15 protein-coding genes, 2 tRNA genes and 3 pseudogenes are annotated in these 12728 nt (G+C 41.8%); 7 read left to right on the top strand and 13 right to left on the bottom strand.

Going from position 1 to position 12728, the window contains the following annotated elements:
* Nucleotides 1-256 precede the first annotated feature (256 nt).
* Complete coding sequence (locus tag IQ209_RS09790) at nucleotides 257-766, top strand: GNAT family N-acetyltransferase (protein WP_193851125.1); 510 nt, start codon at nucleotides 257-259, stop codon at nucleotides 764-766.
* A gap of 45 nt (nucleotides 767-811) precedes the next feature.
* On the opposite strand, the gene IQ209_RS09795 is transcribed toward IQ209_RS09790, so the two are convergent.
* Both IQ209_RS09795 and dnaQ read right to left on the bottom strand, forming a co-directional pair.
* Nucleotides 812-888 (bottom strand) — tRNA-Asp (locus IQ209_RS09795).
* Nucleotides 889-1025: 137 nt separating this feature from the next.
* Nucleotides 1026-1775: a DNA polymerase III subunit epsilon gene (gene dnaQ / locus IQ209_RS09800; protein ID WP_193851126.1), complete on the bottom strand. Its 750-nt coding sequence runs from the start codon at nucleotides 1773-1775 to the stop codon at nucleotides 1026-1028.
* Nucleotide 1776: 1 nt separating this feature from the next.
* Here dnaQ and rnhA point away from each other — a divergent pair.
* Nucleotides 1777-2309: pseudogene (rnhA, locus tag IQ209_RS09805) on the top strand (ribonuclease HI).
* On the opposite strand, the gene IQ209_RS09810 reads toward rnhA, so the two are convergent.
* Nucleotides 2306-3034 (bottom strand): class I SAM-dependent methyltransferase, encoded by a 729-nt coding sequence (locus IQ209_RS09810; RefSeq protein ID WP_193851128.1) that lies wholly within the window; start codon nucleotides 3032-3034, stop codon nucleotides 2306-2308. The pseudogene rnhA and the gene IQ209_RS09810 sit on opposite strands and share 4 nt — an antisense overlap.
* Nucleotides 3035-3086: 52 nt before the next feature.
* On the opposite strand from IQ209_RS09810, the gene gloB reads away from it, so the two are divergent.
* The 4 genes from gloB (at nucleotide 3087) to IQ209_RS09830 (ending at nucleotide 6979) form a co-directional block, all read left to right on the top strand.
* Nucleotides 3087-3842, top strand: a complete 756-nt coding sequence (gene gloB / locus IQ209_RS09815; protein ID WP_193851166.1) for a hydroxyacylglutathione hydrolase — start codon at nucleotides 3087-3089, stop codon at nucleotides 3840-3842.
* Nucleotides 3843-3914: 72 nt separating this feature from the next.
* Entirely contained in the window at nucleotides 3915-5246 is a 1332-nt protein-coding gene (mltD, locus tag IQ209_RS09820; RefSeq protein WP_193851129.1) for a murein transglycosylase D, read from the top strand.
* Nucleotides 5247-5350: 104 nt separating this feature from the next.
* Nucleotides 5351-5890 (top strand): MepB family protein, encoded by a 540-nt coding sequence (locus IQ209_RS09825; RefSeq protein ID WP_228005804.1) that lies wholly within the window; start codon nucleotides 5351-5353, stop codon nucleotides 5888-5890.
* A gap of 78 nt (nucleotides 5891-5968) precedes the next feature.
* On the top strand, nucleotides 5969-6979 hold the full coding sequence (locus IQ209_RS09830; protein WP_193851130.1) for an IS110 family transposase: 1011 nt from the start codon (nucleotides 5969-5971) through the stop codon (nucleotides 6977-6979).
* 289 nt (nucleotides 6980-7268) lie between these two features.
* On the opposite strand, the pseudogene IQ209_RS09835 reads toward IQ209_RS09830, so the two are convergent.
* The 3 genes and pseudogenes from IQ209_RS09835 to IQ209_RS09840 form a co-directional block, all read right to left on the bottom strand.
* Nucleotides 7269-7940 (bottom strand): annotated as a pseudogene (locus tag IQ209_RS09835) (IS5 family transposase); the annotation flags it as partial.
* A 4-nt stretch (nucleotides 7941-7944) separates the two neighbouring features.
* Nucleotides 7945-8067 (bottom strand): annotated as a pseudogene (locus tag IQ209_RS18305) (integrase arm-type DNA-binding domain-containing protein); the annotation flags it as partial.
* 163 nt (nucleotides 8068-8230) lie between these two features.
* A tRNA-Arg gene (locus tag IQ209_RS09840) sits at nucleotides 8231-8305 on the bottom strand.
* A gap of 193 nt (nucleotides 8306-8498) precedes the next feature.
* On the opposite strand from IQ209_RS09840, the gene IQ209_RS09845 reads away from it, so the two are divergent.
* Nucleotides 8499-9674 (top strand): site-specific integrase, encoded by a 1176-nt coding sequence (locus IQ209_RS09845; RefSeq protein ID WP_193851131.1) that lies wholly within the window; start codon nucleotides 8499-8501, stop codon nucleotides 9672-9674.
* On the opposite strand, the gene IQ209_RS09850 is transcribed toward IQ209_RS09845, so the two are convergent.
* The 7 genes from IQ209_RS09850 to IQ209_RS09880 all read right to left on the bottom strand — a co-directional run bounded on the left by IQ209_RS09850 (nucleotide 9652) and on the right by IQ209_RS09880 (nucleotide 12711).
* Nucleotides 9652-9840 (bottom strand): AlpA family transcriptional regulator, encoded by a 189-nt coding sequence (locus IQ209_RS09850; protein WP_193851132.1) that lies wholly within the window; start codon nucleotides 9838-9840, stop codon nucleotides 9652-9654. The two genes, IQ209_RS09845 and IQ209_RS09850, sit on opposite strands and share 23 nt — an antisense overlap.
* Before the next feature lie 313 nt (nucleotides 9841-10153).
* Nucleotides 10154-10690 carry a phage N-6-adenine-methyltransferase gene (locus IQ209_RS09855; RefSeq protein ID WP_193851133.1) on the bottom strand — a complete coding sequence of 179 codons (537 nt, stop codon included), beginning with the start codon at nucleotides 10688-10690 and terminating at the stop codon, nucleotides 10154-10156.
* Entirely contained in the window at nucleotides 10683-10889 is a 207-nt protein-coding gene (locus tag IQ209_RS09860) for a hypothetical protein (protein ID WP_193851134.1), read from the bottom strand. Before IQ209_RS09860 ends, IQ209_RS09855 begins: the two co-directional genes overlap by 8 nt.
* A 12-nt stretch (nucleotides 10890-10901) precedes the next feature.
* Nucleotides 10902-11237, bottom strand: a complete 336-nt coding sequence (locus IQ209_RS09865) for a hypothetical protein (protein ID WP_193851135.1) — start codon at nucleotides 11235-11237, stop codon at nucleotides 10902-10904.
* A complete protein-coding gene (locus tag IQ209_RS09870) occupies nucleotides 11227-11394 on the bottom strand; it encodes a hypothetical protein (RefSeq protein WP_193851136.1) in 168 nt (55 codons plus the stop codon). The genes IQ209_RS09865 and IQ209_RS09870 overlap by 11 nt, the downstream gene beginning before the upstream one ends.
* Nucleotides 11391-11816 carry a zinc-finger-containing protein gene (locus IQ209_RS09875; protein WP_193851137.1) on the bottom strand — a complete coding sequence of 142 codons (426 nt, stop codon included), beginning with the start codon at nucleotides 11814-11816 and terminating at the stop codon, nucleotides 11391-11393. Before IQ209_RS09875 ends, IQ209_RS09870 begins: the two co-directional genes overlap by 4 nt.
* A 43-nt stretch (nucleotides 11817-11859) precedes the next feature.
* Nucleotides 11860-12711, bottom strand: coding sequence for a phosphoadenosine phosphosulfate reductase family protein (locus IQ209_RS09880; protein WP_193851138.1), 852 nt, complete (start codon nucleotides 12709-12711; stop codon nucleotides 11860-11862).
* Nucleotides 12712-12728 lie beyond the last annotated feature (17 nt).

Genomic DNA, 12728 nt, shown 5'->3' on the forward strand with positions numbered 1-12728 from the left:
CATTAAGAACTATCACTAAAGAAAGAAATTCAATTGATAATTGAATATGCCAGATGTTAAGTTAACTATACCAATCTAACTGCAAGATGCGTGTAATTTCTCCCCGCTTCGCGGGGAGAAATTACGTTTCATATAGTATTTTAAATTGCAACTTGAAATTTAATGCGTATATATTACAAATCATTTTTTATTTCATAACTAACTACAAATGCTTAAATCTAACCTCACATTCAGTCCAATATCGATACTCACTATCATGCAACTAGATTCCATCAATACACGGCAAGATGAGCTGATTCATTTACTCCATAACTGTGTCGAAAGTAATGCCTCTGTCGGCTTTATTGCGCCATTGGAAGAAAACGAAGCAGAGCAATATTGGCAAGATGTTGAAGCAGATCTTATATCAGGTCATCGAGTGCTCCTTGTCGCGCTGGAAGGTGAAAATATCGCAGGTTCAGTGCAACTTTCCCTCTGCAAGAAAAAGAATGGACTGCACCGTGCCGACGTGGAAAAACTGATGGTACATACCGCTTACCGCCAGCGTGGGCTTGGTAGAAAGTTGATGAATGAACTTGAGCGCCTGGCGAAACAATATCAACGTCATTTACTGGTATTGGACACGCGCACTCACGATCCAGCGTCTACACTGTACCGAAAATGTGGTTTCATTGAAATCGGGCAGATCCCCAATTTTGTCATCGATTCCAACGGAGAATTTTCAGGGACAACGTATTTTTATAAGTGGATTGAAGATGTTCTGTAAAAAAAACAAAAAACCCTGAGTCAAAAACTCAGGGCTTATAAATTCTGGCGGTGCGGACGGGACTCGAACCCGCGACCCCCGGCGTGACAGGCCGGTATTCTAACCAACTGAACTACCGCACCGCATGGCGTTCTGGTTAAGAACGGGGTGGATAATACGGGCTACGATAAAATCCGTCAATCGCTTTTTATAACAAAACAGTTCATTTGAACGGTTTTTCGCCTCAATTATGCATTTACCCCCATTTTGCCACTGTTTCTCAATGTGTCTGTTCAGGTTTTATACGCCAAAGACAGCTTCCCCCCTTCTTTTCCACCAAATCCAAACGAGATTCATGCTGAATTAATTCTTCATCGGAAGCATAAATAATTTTCAGCCCTGACTGTGGGCGAGTAATCTTTTGGATTTCTGCCACCTGCGCATTGCCTGACGTTTCTCCTTCCATCGAAAAAGCCAATGATGTTTGGCCACCTGTCATTGACAGATAGACATCAGCCAGAATCTCGGCATCGAGCAACGCCCCGTGAAGAGTACGTTTTGAGTTATCGATATGGTAACGGTCACATAACGCATCGAGATTATTACGTTTGCCAGGGAAAAGTTTCCTCGCCAATGCCAAAGTATCTGTAATGGTACAAAACTCAGCAGTGGGTGGAATATCTCGATTCAATTTACTGAATTCATAATCCATAAAGCCGATATCAAACGTTGCGTTATGAATAATCAACTCAGCACCACGGATAAACTCAATAAATTCATCAGCGATATCAGCAAATTTTGGTTTATCCTGCAAAAATTCATCACTAATGCCGTGAACTTCAAACGCTTCGGGATCAACTAAACGTTCTGGCTTGATATAAATATGAAAATGGCGCCCTGTCAGGCGACGGTTGATAACCTCCACGGCACCAATTTCAATGATGTTGTGTCCCTCATAGTGAACACCTAATTTGTTCATACCGGTTGTTTCGGTATCGAGAACTATTTGGCGGGTAATAGCAGTGCTCATAATGTTTTTTTGTGTCAGACTTAGATTTTTGATTACAGACAATATAGGAAGAGTCTACCAAAAATGAACAAGCAGGTAGAAATTTTCACCGATGGTTCTTGCCTCGGTAATCCTGGTCCTGGCGGATATGGCGTTTTACTCCGCTACCAACAGCGAGAAAAAACCTTGAGTGGCGGTTATTTTCGCACAACCAATAACCGTATGGAATTAATGGCAGCCATAATAGGATTAGAAGCTCTCAAACGTCCCTGTACCGTGATCCTGACGACGGACAGCCAGTATGTACGTCAAGGGATCACCCAATGGATACATAACTGGAAAAAACGCGGGTGGAAAAAAGCGGACAAATCTCCCGTCGTCAATGTCGATCTCTGGCAGCGGCTCGATAAAGCTATTTCGCTACATGACATCGATTGGCGCTGGGTCAAAGGCCACGCCGGACATCGGGAAAATGAACGGTGTGATGAGCTGGCTCGCACAGCCGCTAATAACCCTACTCAAACGGATAATGGCTATATCGAAAACGAAAATTAACCCGCCAACTCATAGTGTCGGTGAATATTTTTCGCCGCCCCCAGTGCATTACTGAATCTTGGTTTCATCAATGTTGCCCGCATGGGGTTTAATGTCAACGGTATTGTCCGTTTGCGGGCAATAATCACATTTAGACAACCCAATATTGACATGCAGGAGCTATCAAAACGATTTCCGCTTTGCCACGGTAAAACATGGAAGTTGGTATGATGGATAATTTCATAATTAAGAAGACGCAGCCAATCCAATTGGCGCAGCATTGTAAACATTTGAGCTCTGCAAGATTGCCGATGATAAACTGGGGCAATCATTTTCCTGAAACCCAATATACTCATTGGATTAAAACCACTGATAACCAACCAACCATCGTCTATCATGATCCTATCGACTTCTCTCAAAAGCCAATGTGGATCGATACTATAAGTCAACATATGCGCCAACAAACAGGCATCAACAGATTTAGTTGCAAAAGGGAGATAATTGGGATCAGTAATGACATCCATATTTTGCCCTTGTAACCCTATATTGACTTGATGGCTGACCAAACAGGAACGAGTATCAATTTCGGCACTTAAGTTACCAATTTTCACTAAATGAAAACCAAAGATTTTAGGCCACCACGGTTCCAATTGACGTTCCAGGGCGACGCGGTAATATTCTCCCCACGGTAACTCGGCCCAAGAAGCAGGGAGGGTTATTTGCTTAATTGAACGTGCTGATCGCATGTCATCTTCCTTTCAACCTACTTATAAACCTACTGTAAAAATGAGGCATATAATGGAGCTTATCAGGATACCAGCCCTTTCAGATAACTACATTTGGTTACTTTGTGATGAAAACAAGCATTGCGCCATTATCGATCCTGCTGAATCACAACCTGTGATTGATATTTTAGCAGCAAATCAACTGACTCCCGCTGCGATACTGCTGACACACCACCATTATGATCATGTTGGCGGGGTTCCCGGACTACTCAAACAATATCCCGAATTACCTGTATATGGCCCTGAAGAGACACAAAACAAAGGAACAACTCATATTGTCCATGAAAATAATACCGTTGGAATAGGAAATTTTTCTTTCCGGGTCATAGCACTACCAGGACATACCCTTGGCCACATTGCATTCTATCAGGCTCCCTATCTGTTTTGTGGAGATACGCTGTTTTCTGGCGGTTGTGGACGACTATTTGAAGGTACAGCCGAACAAATGTTTTCCTCTCTGGAGAAAATATCATCATTACCCGATGATACATTGATCTGCTGTGCTCACGAATACACGGCGGCAAATATGAAATTTGCAAAAGCGATATTACCCGACAATCAGATTATTGACGATTATTATCAAGAAATTCTTAAATTACGTGAAAATAACCAAGCAACAGTCCCAACTGATTTACAAACAGAGAAAAAAATCAATGTTTTCTTAAATTGCCACGATATTGATTTACAAAAAAATATCGGTAACAAACCTAATTCAATGCCACTTTCTTCTATTTTTCAGCAATTAAGGGCTTATAAAGATCGATTTTAATTTTATTGGGTTGTCTTCTACGCAATAGGCCAGTATCATTGCTCACCTTTTAGGCAAGCATTAGAAAAGAACATGAAGACAAAAACGATCTTGTTCACCTCTGTTCTTCTTGCTGGGTGTCAATCGAGCCTGCAAACAAAGGCTCCTTCCCAGCAACAAGCACAGAAGATGTCTTCAACGAATCAGAAAGCAAACGGTATTGCAGAATCAGATGATCTTGCAAACTGGAAGGTGAGTCCGACAGCCCAACAAGATTTGTGGGGACATATTCGCGATGAGTTGAAGATGGAAGTTCCTGATAATAGCAGGGTGAGCGAACAACAAAGTTACTATTTGAAACACAAAGGCCATATCCAAAATGTAATCTTGCGTGCAGAACCGTACATTTATTGGATAGTTGAGCAACTTGATAATCGACATATGCCAATGGAGCTGGTATTGCTGCCCATAGTGGAGAGTGCCTTTGATCCCCATGCTACTTCCTATGCCAAGGCGGCAGGATTATGGCAGATTATTCCAAGTACTGGCCGTCATTATGGACTGAAACAAGATAAGTGGTACGATGCCCGTCGTGACATTGCGGCATCAACAACCGTCGCTCTTGATATGCTTGAATATCTCAACGCACGATTCAATGGGGATTGGCTTTTGACCATTGCCGCTTACAACAGTGGCGAAGGCAGGGTCATACGTGCAATCAAAGACAATAAAGCACAAGGGAAACCAACAGATTTCTGGTCGTTGTCACTGCCACGGGAAACAATGCACTATGTTCCCAAGATATTGGCACTGAGTAATATCATTCGCCATAACGAACAGTTTGGTTTCAAATTTCCTAAGCCTAATAACCAACACGCACTGGCAAAGGTTGAAGTAGGGCAACAGATCATGTTGTCACAAGCGGCTGAACTATCCGGGCTATCATTGACATCAATCAGGGCATATAACCCGGGCTATAAACAAGGTATGACGTCTCCTTATGGACCGCACTACATCATGCTACCAATGAAGAACGTTAATCAATTTAAGGCGTCCTTGGCAAATAAAAACGTCTTGAATGACATCCGCCTGACGGTTAAACACAATACCTACAAATTACAGCAACAAAGTCACTATACCGTTCGTGCCGGTGATACATTGTCCGCGATTGCAAAGCGCTTCAAGACTACTCACCGAGAGTTGCAAAGACTGAACAGCTTAAAAACAGCTGATCGGCTTAAGATCGGCCAAGTGCTGAAAATCGATAATAGTGGCCCCGTCACCTATCAAGTGCGCAAAGGTGATTCATTTTTCAGTATCGCTAAACGCCATGGTGTAAATTTTAATGATTTGATTAGTTGGAATAGAAACATAAAAATCAAAGAGATAAAACCTGGTATGGCTCTGACGCTTTACCTTAATTAAGAGAATTTACCCTCTCCAATATATAGTTTCCTGTCCTTTGGGACAGGGAATTTATTGCATTAACAATAAAATGATAATTAGAATCAAGAAAGAGGAAATGCAAATTGTCATCATTAAAACAAAATATAAATAATCTACCTAGTACCTTTATCGAAATAAAAGAATATCTCCTACTCCCTTCTTCATTCCCATTAACGCCCACTCCCTATCTCGAAACAGAAAGCCGTGATTATAGTGCTATGCGGTTTCAACTGGATGGTAAATCGATAGTTTTTCGTCAAGCTAAAACAACACCTAATAAACAAGGGCAATTTGTTACTCTTTGGAAAAGGTCAACTCTAGATTCAGAAATAATGCCTTTTGAAAAAAGTGATGACATTGATTTTTGTCTAATAGCGACTTTTTCGGAACATCAAAAAGGTATTTTTCTGTTTGACTCACATGTTCTGATAAAACAAAGTGTTTTCTCAAGTCTAACTAAAGCTGGTAAAAGAGGTATTCGAGTCTATCCTACATGGGTATTCCCTACATCAAAACAAGCACTCCAAACACAAAAATGGCAATCCTCATATTTTATAAATTTCGATAAACAGGAAACAGCTATTGAGAAATTTAAGAATATTTTCCTAGGGGCTGTTTCCTAGGGGCTGTAATGAGATGGTCTCCCCAACCCTGTTGCAGTAAATTGACAGTGTGATTTTCTTTTAGAAGAGGCCATCATCATGAACAGCACAACACTTATCGGTATTGATTTGGGTAAACATACCTTTCATCTACACTGCCAAGATCAAAATGGAAAAGCCCTTTATCGTAAGAAAATGACCCGCGCTAAGCTCATTGAATTTCTGAGCGTCACTCCTTGTGCAACTATCGTGATGGAGGCTTGTCCGGGTTCGCATTTTATGGCGCGTAAAATAGCTGCACTCGGTCACGAAACTAAATTGATTTCGCCTCAGTTCGTTCGGCCTTTCGTCAAAAGCAATAAAAATGATTTCATTGATGCTGAAGCCATTTGTGAAGCCGCTTCCCGGCCTTCTATGCGATTTGTTCAGCCTCGCACGGAAGATCAACAATGCATGAGGGCATTACATCGTGTTCGGGAATCTCTGGTCAATGACAAAGTGAAAACTACCAACCAGATGCACGCTTTCTTATTGGAGTTTGGGATCAGTATGCCGAAAGGCATCGCAGTGATTAAGCGGTTATCTGAAGTTATCACTGAACATGACCTTCCTCCTTATCTGGTACAGCTGCTCCAACGTTTGCATGCTCATTATCTGTATCTGGTCGGACAACTCAATGAAATTGAAAAAGAACTTGATTCAACCCTCAAACAAGATGAAGGGGCCCAGCGGTTACTGACTATCCCATCAGTCGGCCCTATCACAGCAAGTCTGCTGGCTTCATTACTCGGAGATGGGAGGCAATATGCTCACAGTCGGGAATTTGCTGCCTCTACAGGATTAGTTCCGAGACAATATAGTACCGGGGGGCATAATACCCTTTTAGGGATAAGTAAACGAGGCAATAAACAACTCAGAAAATTGCTGGTTCAATGCGCCCGAGTTTATATACAGAAACTGGCTTATCAGTCAGGAAAACTGGCTGAATGGGTCAAAAATCAATTAACACGAAAGCATTCCTGTATTGTAGCTTGTGCTCTGGCGAATAAGCTAGCGCGGATCGCCTGGGCGATCATCACCAAAAAAGAGGTATTTGAATCAATAAAATGAACTTTTCCTATAAGGTTTCAATAAGTTGAGAAAATAACGGTTACTTATCTGGTTTTGCGAAGACTGATTATTGATGACATAAATGGCCCATCTGCCTGATGGCAAAACTGTAAACGTCAATGGCTCAATGAAGCCGAGGCTGTTGTTAGATTCATCAGGTGCAGAACTCATTAAGGCGCGGGCACACTTGCTCATTGAGACGCCGGATAGATTGAAGCAAGCCCACAATGTATCAAAATTGGTGTTGCAAAAACGGGGGAGACCATAGATGACGTTTAGTGTTTATGATTTAATCAACCCACATTGGTAGCCATATCATGACAAACGCCAGTGCTAACATACTGGCATAATTTCGCGCTAATTTATCGTATCTGGTTGCAATTGCTCGAAAATGCTTTATTTGGGCAAATGCATTTTCGACCAAATGGCGATAACGATATAAAACATCGTCGATGTTCTTATCGGGTTTTCGGCTATTTCTTCGATAAGGAATGACCGCTGTTGAACCTTGTTTTTCAATGAAATCTCGGAAGGCACTGCTATCGTAACCTGTATCCGCTATCACAAAATCGGATGCCGGTGAATCTGTGACCAAACTTTCTGCATGCACAATGTCATGTGTTTGTCCCCCTGACAGCTCAAAATGGACAGGCAAACCATAACTTTCTACCGCCAAATGAATTTTAGTTGAACGCCCACCCCGGCTTTTACCGATGGCTTCATCTTCCGTTGAAGCTGCTGCCCCCGAACTATGTTGATGAGCGCGGACAATACTCCCATCAATAAATAACCATTCAGTATCTGTATTATCAGATAACAATTTGAATAATAAATCAAAAATACCTTTCTTTGACCAGGCATTAAAACGTTTGAAGAGTGTATTCCACTTTCCAAATTCCTCCGGTAAATCCCGCCACGGACATCCTGTTCTCATTCGATAAAGGATCCCTTCGAAAGTCAGGTAATTTAAGCCGCCAATATTTACTACCATTAGCTTTAATCAACAAATACAGCCCGCCACCATCAAACAGTTTATAGTCTTTCTCTTTGGGCTTACTGGTATCGATTTGTTTAGCTGTTAGTTTCATATTGGGGGTACTCCAAATTAGGGGTATTTTATACCCCCATATGTACCACCAAAAAGGAGAAGATTTCAATAGATATCAGTAGACGTTGGCAGATGCCGAATTTTTAATATCTTTGATTTATTTGGATTTTATAGACTTTAAAAGACGTTAGGAGAGGTTTATCTGGCGCCCCCTGCAGGAATCGAACCTGCAATTAGCCCTTAGGAGGGGCTCGTTATATCCATTTAACTAAGGGGACTCTTTATCGCTCTGTTTCACTTTGTTTCGAGCTGTTTGTATCTTATCTCTTTCTAACTGTTTTAATCAAGTTTTTTACCTTTATTCGTTTCGATTTGTTCCTGCTTGTTTTGGGTTGTAGTTGGTTCGTTCACTTGCCATTGTGTACAGATTGAGTACATAATCATGCTTCATCTTGTGTACAGGTTATAGATATGGCATTGAGCGACACTAAACTTCGTGGCATCCACAACAAGCCCTACAAAGGCAAGCCTGAATTAACCGATGGTGACGGCTTGAGTGTCAGGATCACCCCAAACGGAACCGTAACATTTCAGCACAGATATCGTTGGAATGGCAAACCCATTCGCCTGACTGTTGGTCGTTATCCTGAGATGACACTTAAGGATGCAAGAATAGCAGTAGGTGAAATGCGCTCATTGTACACAAAAGGACTTGATCCAAAAACGTATTTTTCTCGTTCAGAGGGTGAGGCAACCTTAAAAGACTGTCTTGACTACTGGTGGGATAAGTACGCCTCAACATTAAAGCCTAATACTCAAATACTTTATAAGTCTGTCGTGTACAACACAATGTACACACAGTTTTCGTGTACACCAATTGCTAGCATACCTGTATCATCGTGGGTTAAGTTTTTCGATAAGCAAGAAAAGGAAAATCCTAAAAAGGCCAGAGTGCTTCTAACTCAGATTCGATCAGTTGTTAACTGGTGTATAGGGAGGCAGTTTATCCCATCATGCGAGGTGATGAAACTCAGCGTGAAGAACATCGGTAAGAAACCAGACACAGGCAGTAGAGTTTTGACTTACACGGAATTGGCTAAGGTTTGGTTGGCATTGGAAAATAACAAAATAGTTTCCTCTAATAAGGTATTACATCAGCTACTTTTGTTGTGGGGATCTCGCCTTTCTGAGCTGCGGCTTGCCACTGCCAGTGAATTTAATATGGATGACCTGATCTGGACAACTCCAGTCGCTCATTCAAAGATGGGTAATGTAATAAGACGGCCTATATTTGATCAAGTTACGCCTTATATAGAACGACTCTTAAGCATGGGTAATAATATTTTGTTTCCTGGACAGGAATTGGATAAAGCTATAGATAGATCGTCAGCAAACCTCTATATGAACAAATTAAGGAAGTCTATCGATATACCTGAATGGCGTACACATGATTTTAGACGCTCATTAGTGACTAATTTATCAAGTGAAGGGATTCCGCCCCATGTCACCGAAAAGATGCTGGGGCATGAATTAGGTGGGGTTATGGCTGTATACAATAAGCACGATTGGATTGATGAACAAAAAGAAGCGTATGAATTATATGCAGATAAAATATTATGGCACGTCAAACAACTGACTTCCGGTTGACTCCGCCTTCATCGATCCATTGACGCACAGCCGAACGTCTATATCTTGCTGGATGACTTAAAACAGGCTCAGGGAATCCATATTTTTTTCTGAGTCTATATACTGCGGTTCTTTTCTTTCCTAACATACCGAAAACATCATTTTCTGAGATTAAATCTTTATCCATCTTTCATTCCTTCTGAATCAACCGCACATAGTGCACCAGCACTGATTTAGCGCTGAATTTCATGTGGTTGAGTGGTTTAAATTGGGGTACGTATTTATCGAGGATTGCGGTAACTGCGGTATCATCGTATTTGGGTAGATGTTTGAGTTCGGACAGGCATTCCCTCGCTACTGTCCTCCTGGCGTTCTCGAACTCGTTAGTCATATTAGTTGTACATCTCCCTGAATTAATTTTGGATAGTCAGATTCAGGATATTGGAATTCGGTATTGAGATATTCTTTAACTTCTTTTTTACTCATGATGTAAATTGCTTTCATGCTATTTTCCTTATTTCGTTATTGCCGACATTAATTAAATAATCTCGCTCAATAGTTGTTATTATTCTGCGTGATCTAGTAAATGGCCTCCAAATCAATAACAATGAACCCTTGTTATTTCCATTCACTGTCTTTTGTGTTTCTGCGTTAATAAATGAAATCCTGCCACCCGTTATTAACCTGACCTCATCCACTGTTTCCATTGCCAATTTAAACCAGCCCACAGATGTATCAGAGGGGACTAATATCACAATAGGCTGTAATTGTTTCCGGCATTCGATAGCGGCTTTCTCAATCCACGGCGAGATTTTGGAATAGGGCGGATTACAGAATATAGCTCCGTGACTCACCCAGTCACATTCCAGTGCATTATCTCGTTCCGTGAGATAATGTGCACACAGGGTATTCTGAGTATCGGCGGCTGCATCTAAATAAAACCCGAATTCTAAATCGAGTGCCAGAAATAATGGTAGTGGAGTTTGCCATAAATCTTTTAATTCGGGCGGGGTATTACTACCTCCAAAATCACTCATTGTTTACATTCCTCATTTTCCGCCTATCCCGCTCATAATCCTCCCCACATTCCCGACTACAGAATGCACCGCGTATTGCTGGTTCTGCCTCACACCATCGACACATGCCGTTGATACTGGTTAATGCTGGTGGTCGGTTCCGTAGAGCATGAGATATATTCAGCTCATTTAATTCATTCGCTGCGTCGATAATATCCATGTTTATTTCTCGTTATTTATTTGGGTGACGGTAGAGGGGGAATAAATCATCATACAGACCCGGCGATAATTCGTAAGCATTACGCCATCGTTCAGCTAAACATGAATCTTTCGTAAATTCAGCGTAACCTACATCATTTGCAAATAACCCCCACGCCACAGGCTCCATATTTTCATATTCAGCGAGTTTCTTGTGTAGGTTTTCTATTTCCTTACAAATCTGCACTATATTTTCTGCATTAATTAAATAGTGACCAAAAAATATGGTTGGGTATTTTCCTATTAACTCATGTTCATTCTCTAATGATGAGTATAATTTTTTCGCCAACTCAATCACATCATTGCTCATTATTATCCGCTCCCAGCCAATTTAAAAATTTCTGCATGTCACGTGCATCTATTACACGCTGCCCGCTATCCAATGTATGGACTGTCACCTGAATATTGTCGATATTAATAGTTCCTGTATTTATAACGGTGGGGAGTTGCTCATCTGAATTGTTCACCTAAACCTCCTACATATATTCGCTGCTCGCTCGCACATATCAGTATCAAACCAGCCGAAATGACATTGGCTGGGACTAATTTCTAGCTGTTTTGCTAACCAATGATAGGCCTCCGTGCGCGTCAATCTCCCTGATCTCCATATTTGCTCGAAATACCGTTTGCAACTATTCCGTGCCGCACGGACTTCTTTATTTGCCAATGTACCCAGTGGAATATCCGTAAATGGGTGCATCCCCACATAGGCTCGGCATGTAGTGCATATATACAACCACGGCCAGTTTCCGTAACTCTGGCCATATACATCTTCGTGACTGACTATTGTCACAGTTCCATTGCAGTAACGACATTCGGTAGGTGCAGGTAATGAATCTTTGACTTTCCTGATTGCTCGGATGCTTGGATTCCATGGTGTTTTTTCCACAATAATCCTCCCGCCGCATAGCAGCGTAGTGATAGGGTTGGGGTTAAAATAGGTCGAGCTGAAATATTTCGCAGGATTCAGAGCAGGAACCGGTATCAAATCGTTTAGCCGCTACCATTTCACGATAGAGGTTTTGATAATCCGCATTTGAATACATCCGGGCTATTCCGTCTAATGATAGATTCCCGCGATACATAATTTCACGCGGTGTTTTTCTATGATTATCTCGGACATGTTTCCCTGTAATGCAGGCCTGTTCGAATACCATTTTCATTCCCGGTTCATCCTGACAGGCCAGCCCAACTTTTTTGGAGCTCTTTTTAATGCAAAACACGCAATTACCTAAATGCTCCGGTATTGATAAATCAAATGGCTGTGATTTCCACCAATCTAAAATATCGGTTTTGTCAAAGTCTGAAATATCCGCCAAATAACTCACTGAATCTTTGCGGGTTAATCTCCGTGGCTCGTCTGCTCGAATGCCAATCCATGTGTGGTAATTATCGCGCCCGAAATGGTCATTGCAGTAATCCCGAAATGGCCTCAGTTTCAGTCGGTCAGTGCAGAACGCCCCTCCGATATATGGCGTTCCGTATTTTTTCACCATATCCGTGAATGGTGTTAATACCGGCATTCGAGTTTGAATATCGCTCGGTTCCCAGACGATATAACCATTCGACGCGCCCAACTGGGGGTTAATATCGGCCTGTAAGACAATTAACGGGATATCCCAGAATTTCACAACTTCCCTGATAAATCTGTAGGTTAATGGGTGCTCCGCCCCGGTATCCATAAACACATAGCGGACATCCTCACCCTGCTGGCGGCGCTGCTCCATCAAATAGACGAGGTATGCAGATGTCCTGCCGCCAGAGAATGAGACGACATTTATCATTGTTATATCCTAGGTGG

Origin of the sequence: Xenorhabdus sp. BG5 (assembly GCF_015163665.1) — a bacterium.
Taxonomy (GTDB): Bacteria; Pseudomonadota; Gammaproteobacteria; order Enterobacterales; family Enterobacteriaceae; genus Xenorhabdus.

Bases quoted from the DNA above. Each gene is read 5' to 3' on its own strand.
- IQ209_RS09790 (WP_193851125.1), top strand. From the start codon at position 257: ATGCAACTAGATTCCATCAATACACGGCAAGATGAGCTGATTCATTTA.
- IQ209_RS09810 (WP_193851128.1), bottom strand. From the start codon at position 3,034: ATGCGATCAGCACGTTCAATTAAGCAAATAACCCTCCCTGCTTCTTGG.
- IQ209_RS09830 (WP_193851130.1), top strand. From the start codon at position 5,969: ATGAACAGCACAACACTTATCGGTATTGATTTGGGTAAACATACCTTT.
- gloB (WP_193851166.1), top strand. From the start codon at position 3,087: ATGGAGCTTATCAGGATACCAGCCCTTTCAGATAACTACATTTGGTTA.
- IQ209_RS09855 (WP_193851133.1), bottom strand. From the start codon at position 10,690: ATGAGTGATTTTGGAGGTAGTAATACCCCGCCCGAATTAAAAGATTTA.
- IQ209_RS09850 (WP_193851132.1), bottom strand. From the start codon at position 9,840: ATGGATAAAGATTTAATCTCAGAAAATGATGTTTTCGGTATGTTAGGA.
- mltD (WP_193851129.1), top strand. From the start codon at position 3,915: ATGAAGACAAAAACGATCTTGTTCACCTCTGTTCTTCTTGCTGGGTGT.
- IQ209_RS09845 (WP_193851131.1), top strand. From the start codon at position 8,499: ATGGCATTGAGCGACACTAAACTTCGTGGCATCCACAACAAGCCCTAC.
- IQ209_RS09860 (WP_193851134.1), bottom strand. From the start codon at position 10,889: ATGGATATTATCGACGCAGCGAATGAATTAAATGAGCTGAATATATCT.
- IQ209_RS09865 (WP_193851135.1), bottom strand. From the start codon at position 11,237: ATGAGCAATGATGTGATTGAGTTGGCGAAAAAATTATACTCATCATTA.
- dnaQ (WP_193851126.1), bottom strand. From the start codon at position 1,775: ATGAGCACTGCTATTACCCGCCAAATAGTTCTCGATACCGAAACAACC.
- IQ209_RS09880 (WP_193851138.1), bottom strand. From the start codon at position 12,711: ATGATAAATGTCGTCTCATTCTCTGGCGGCAGGACATCTGCATACCTC.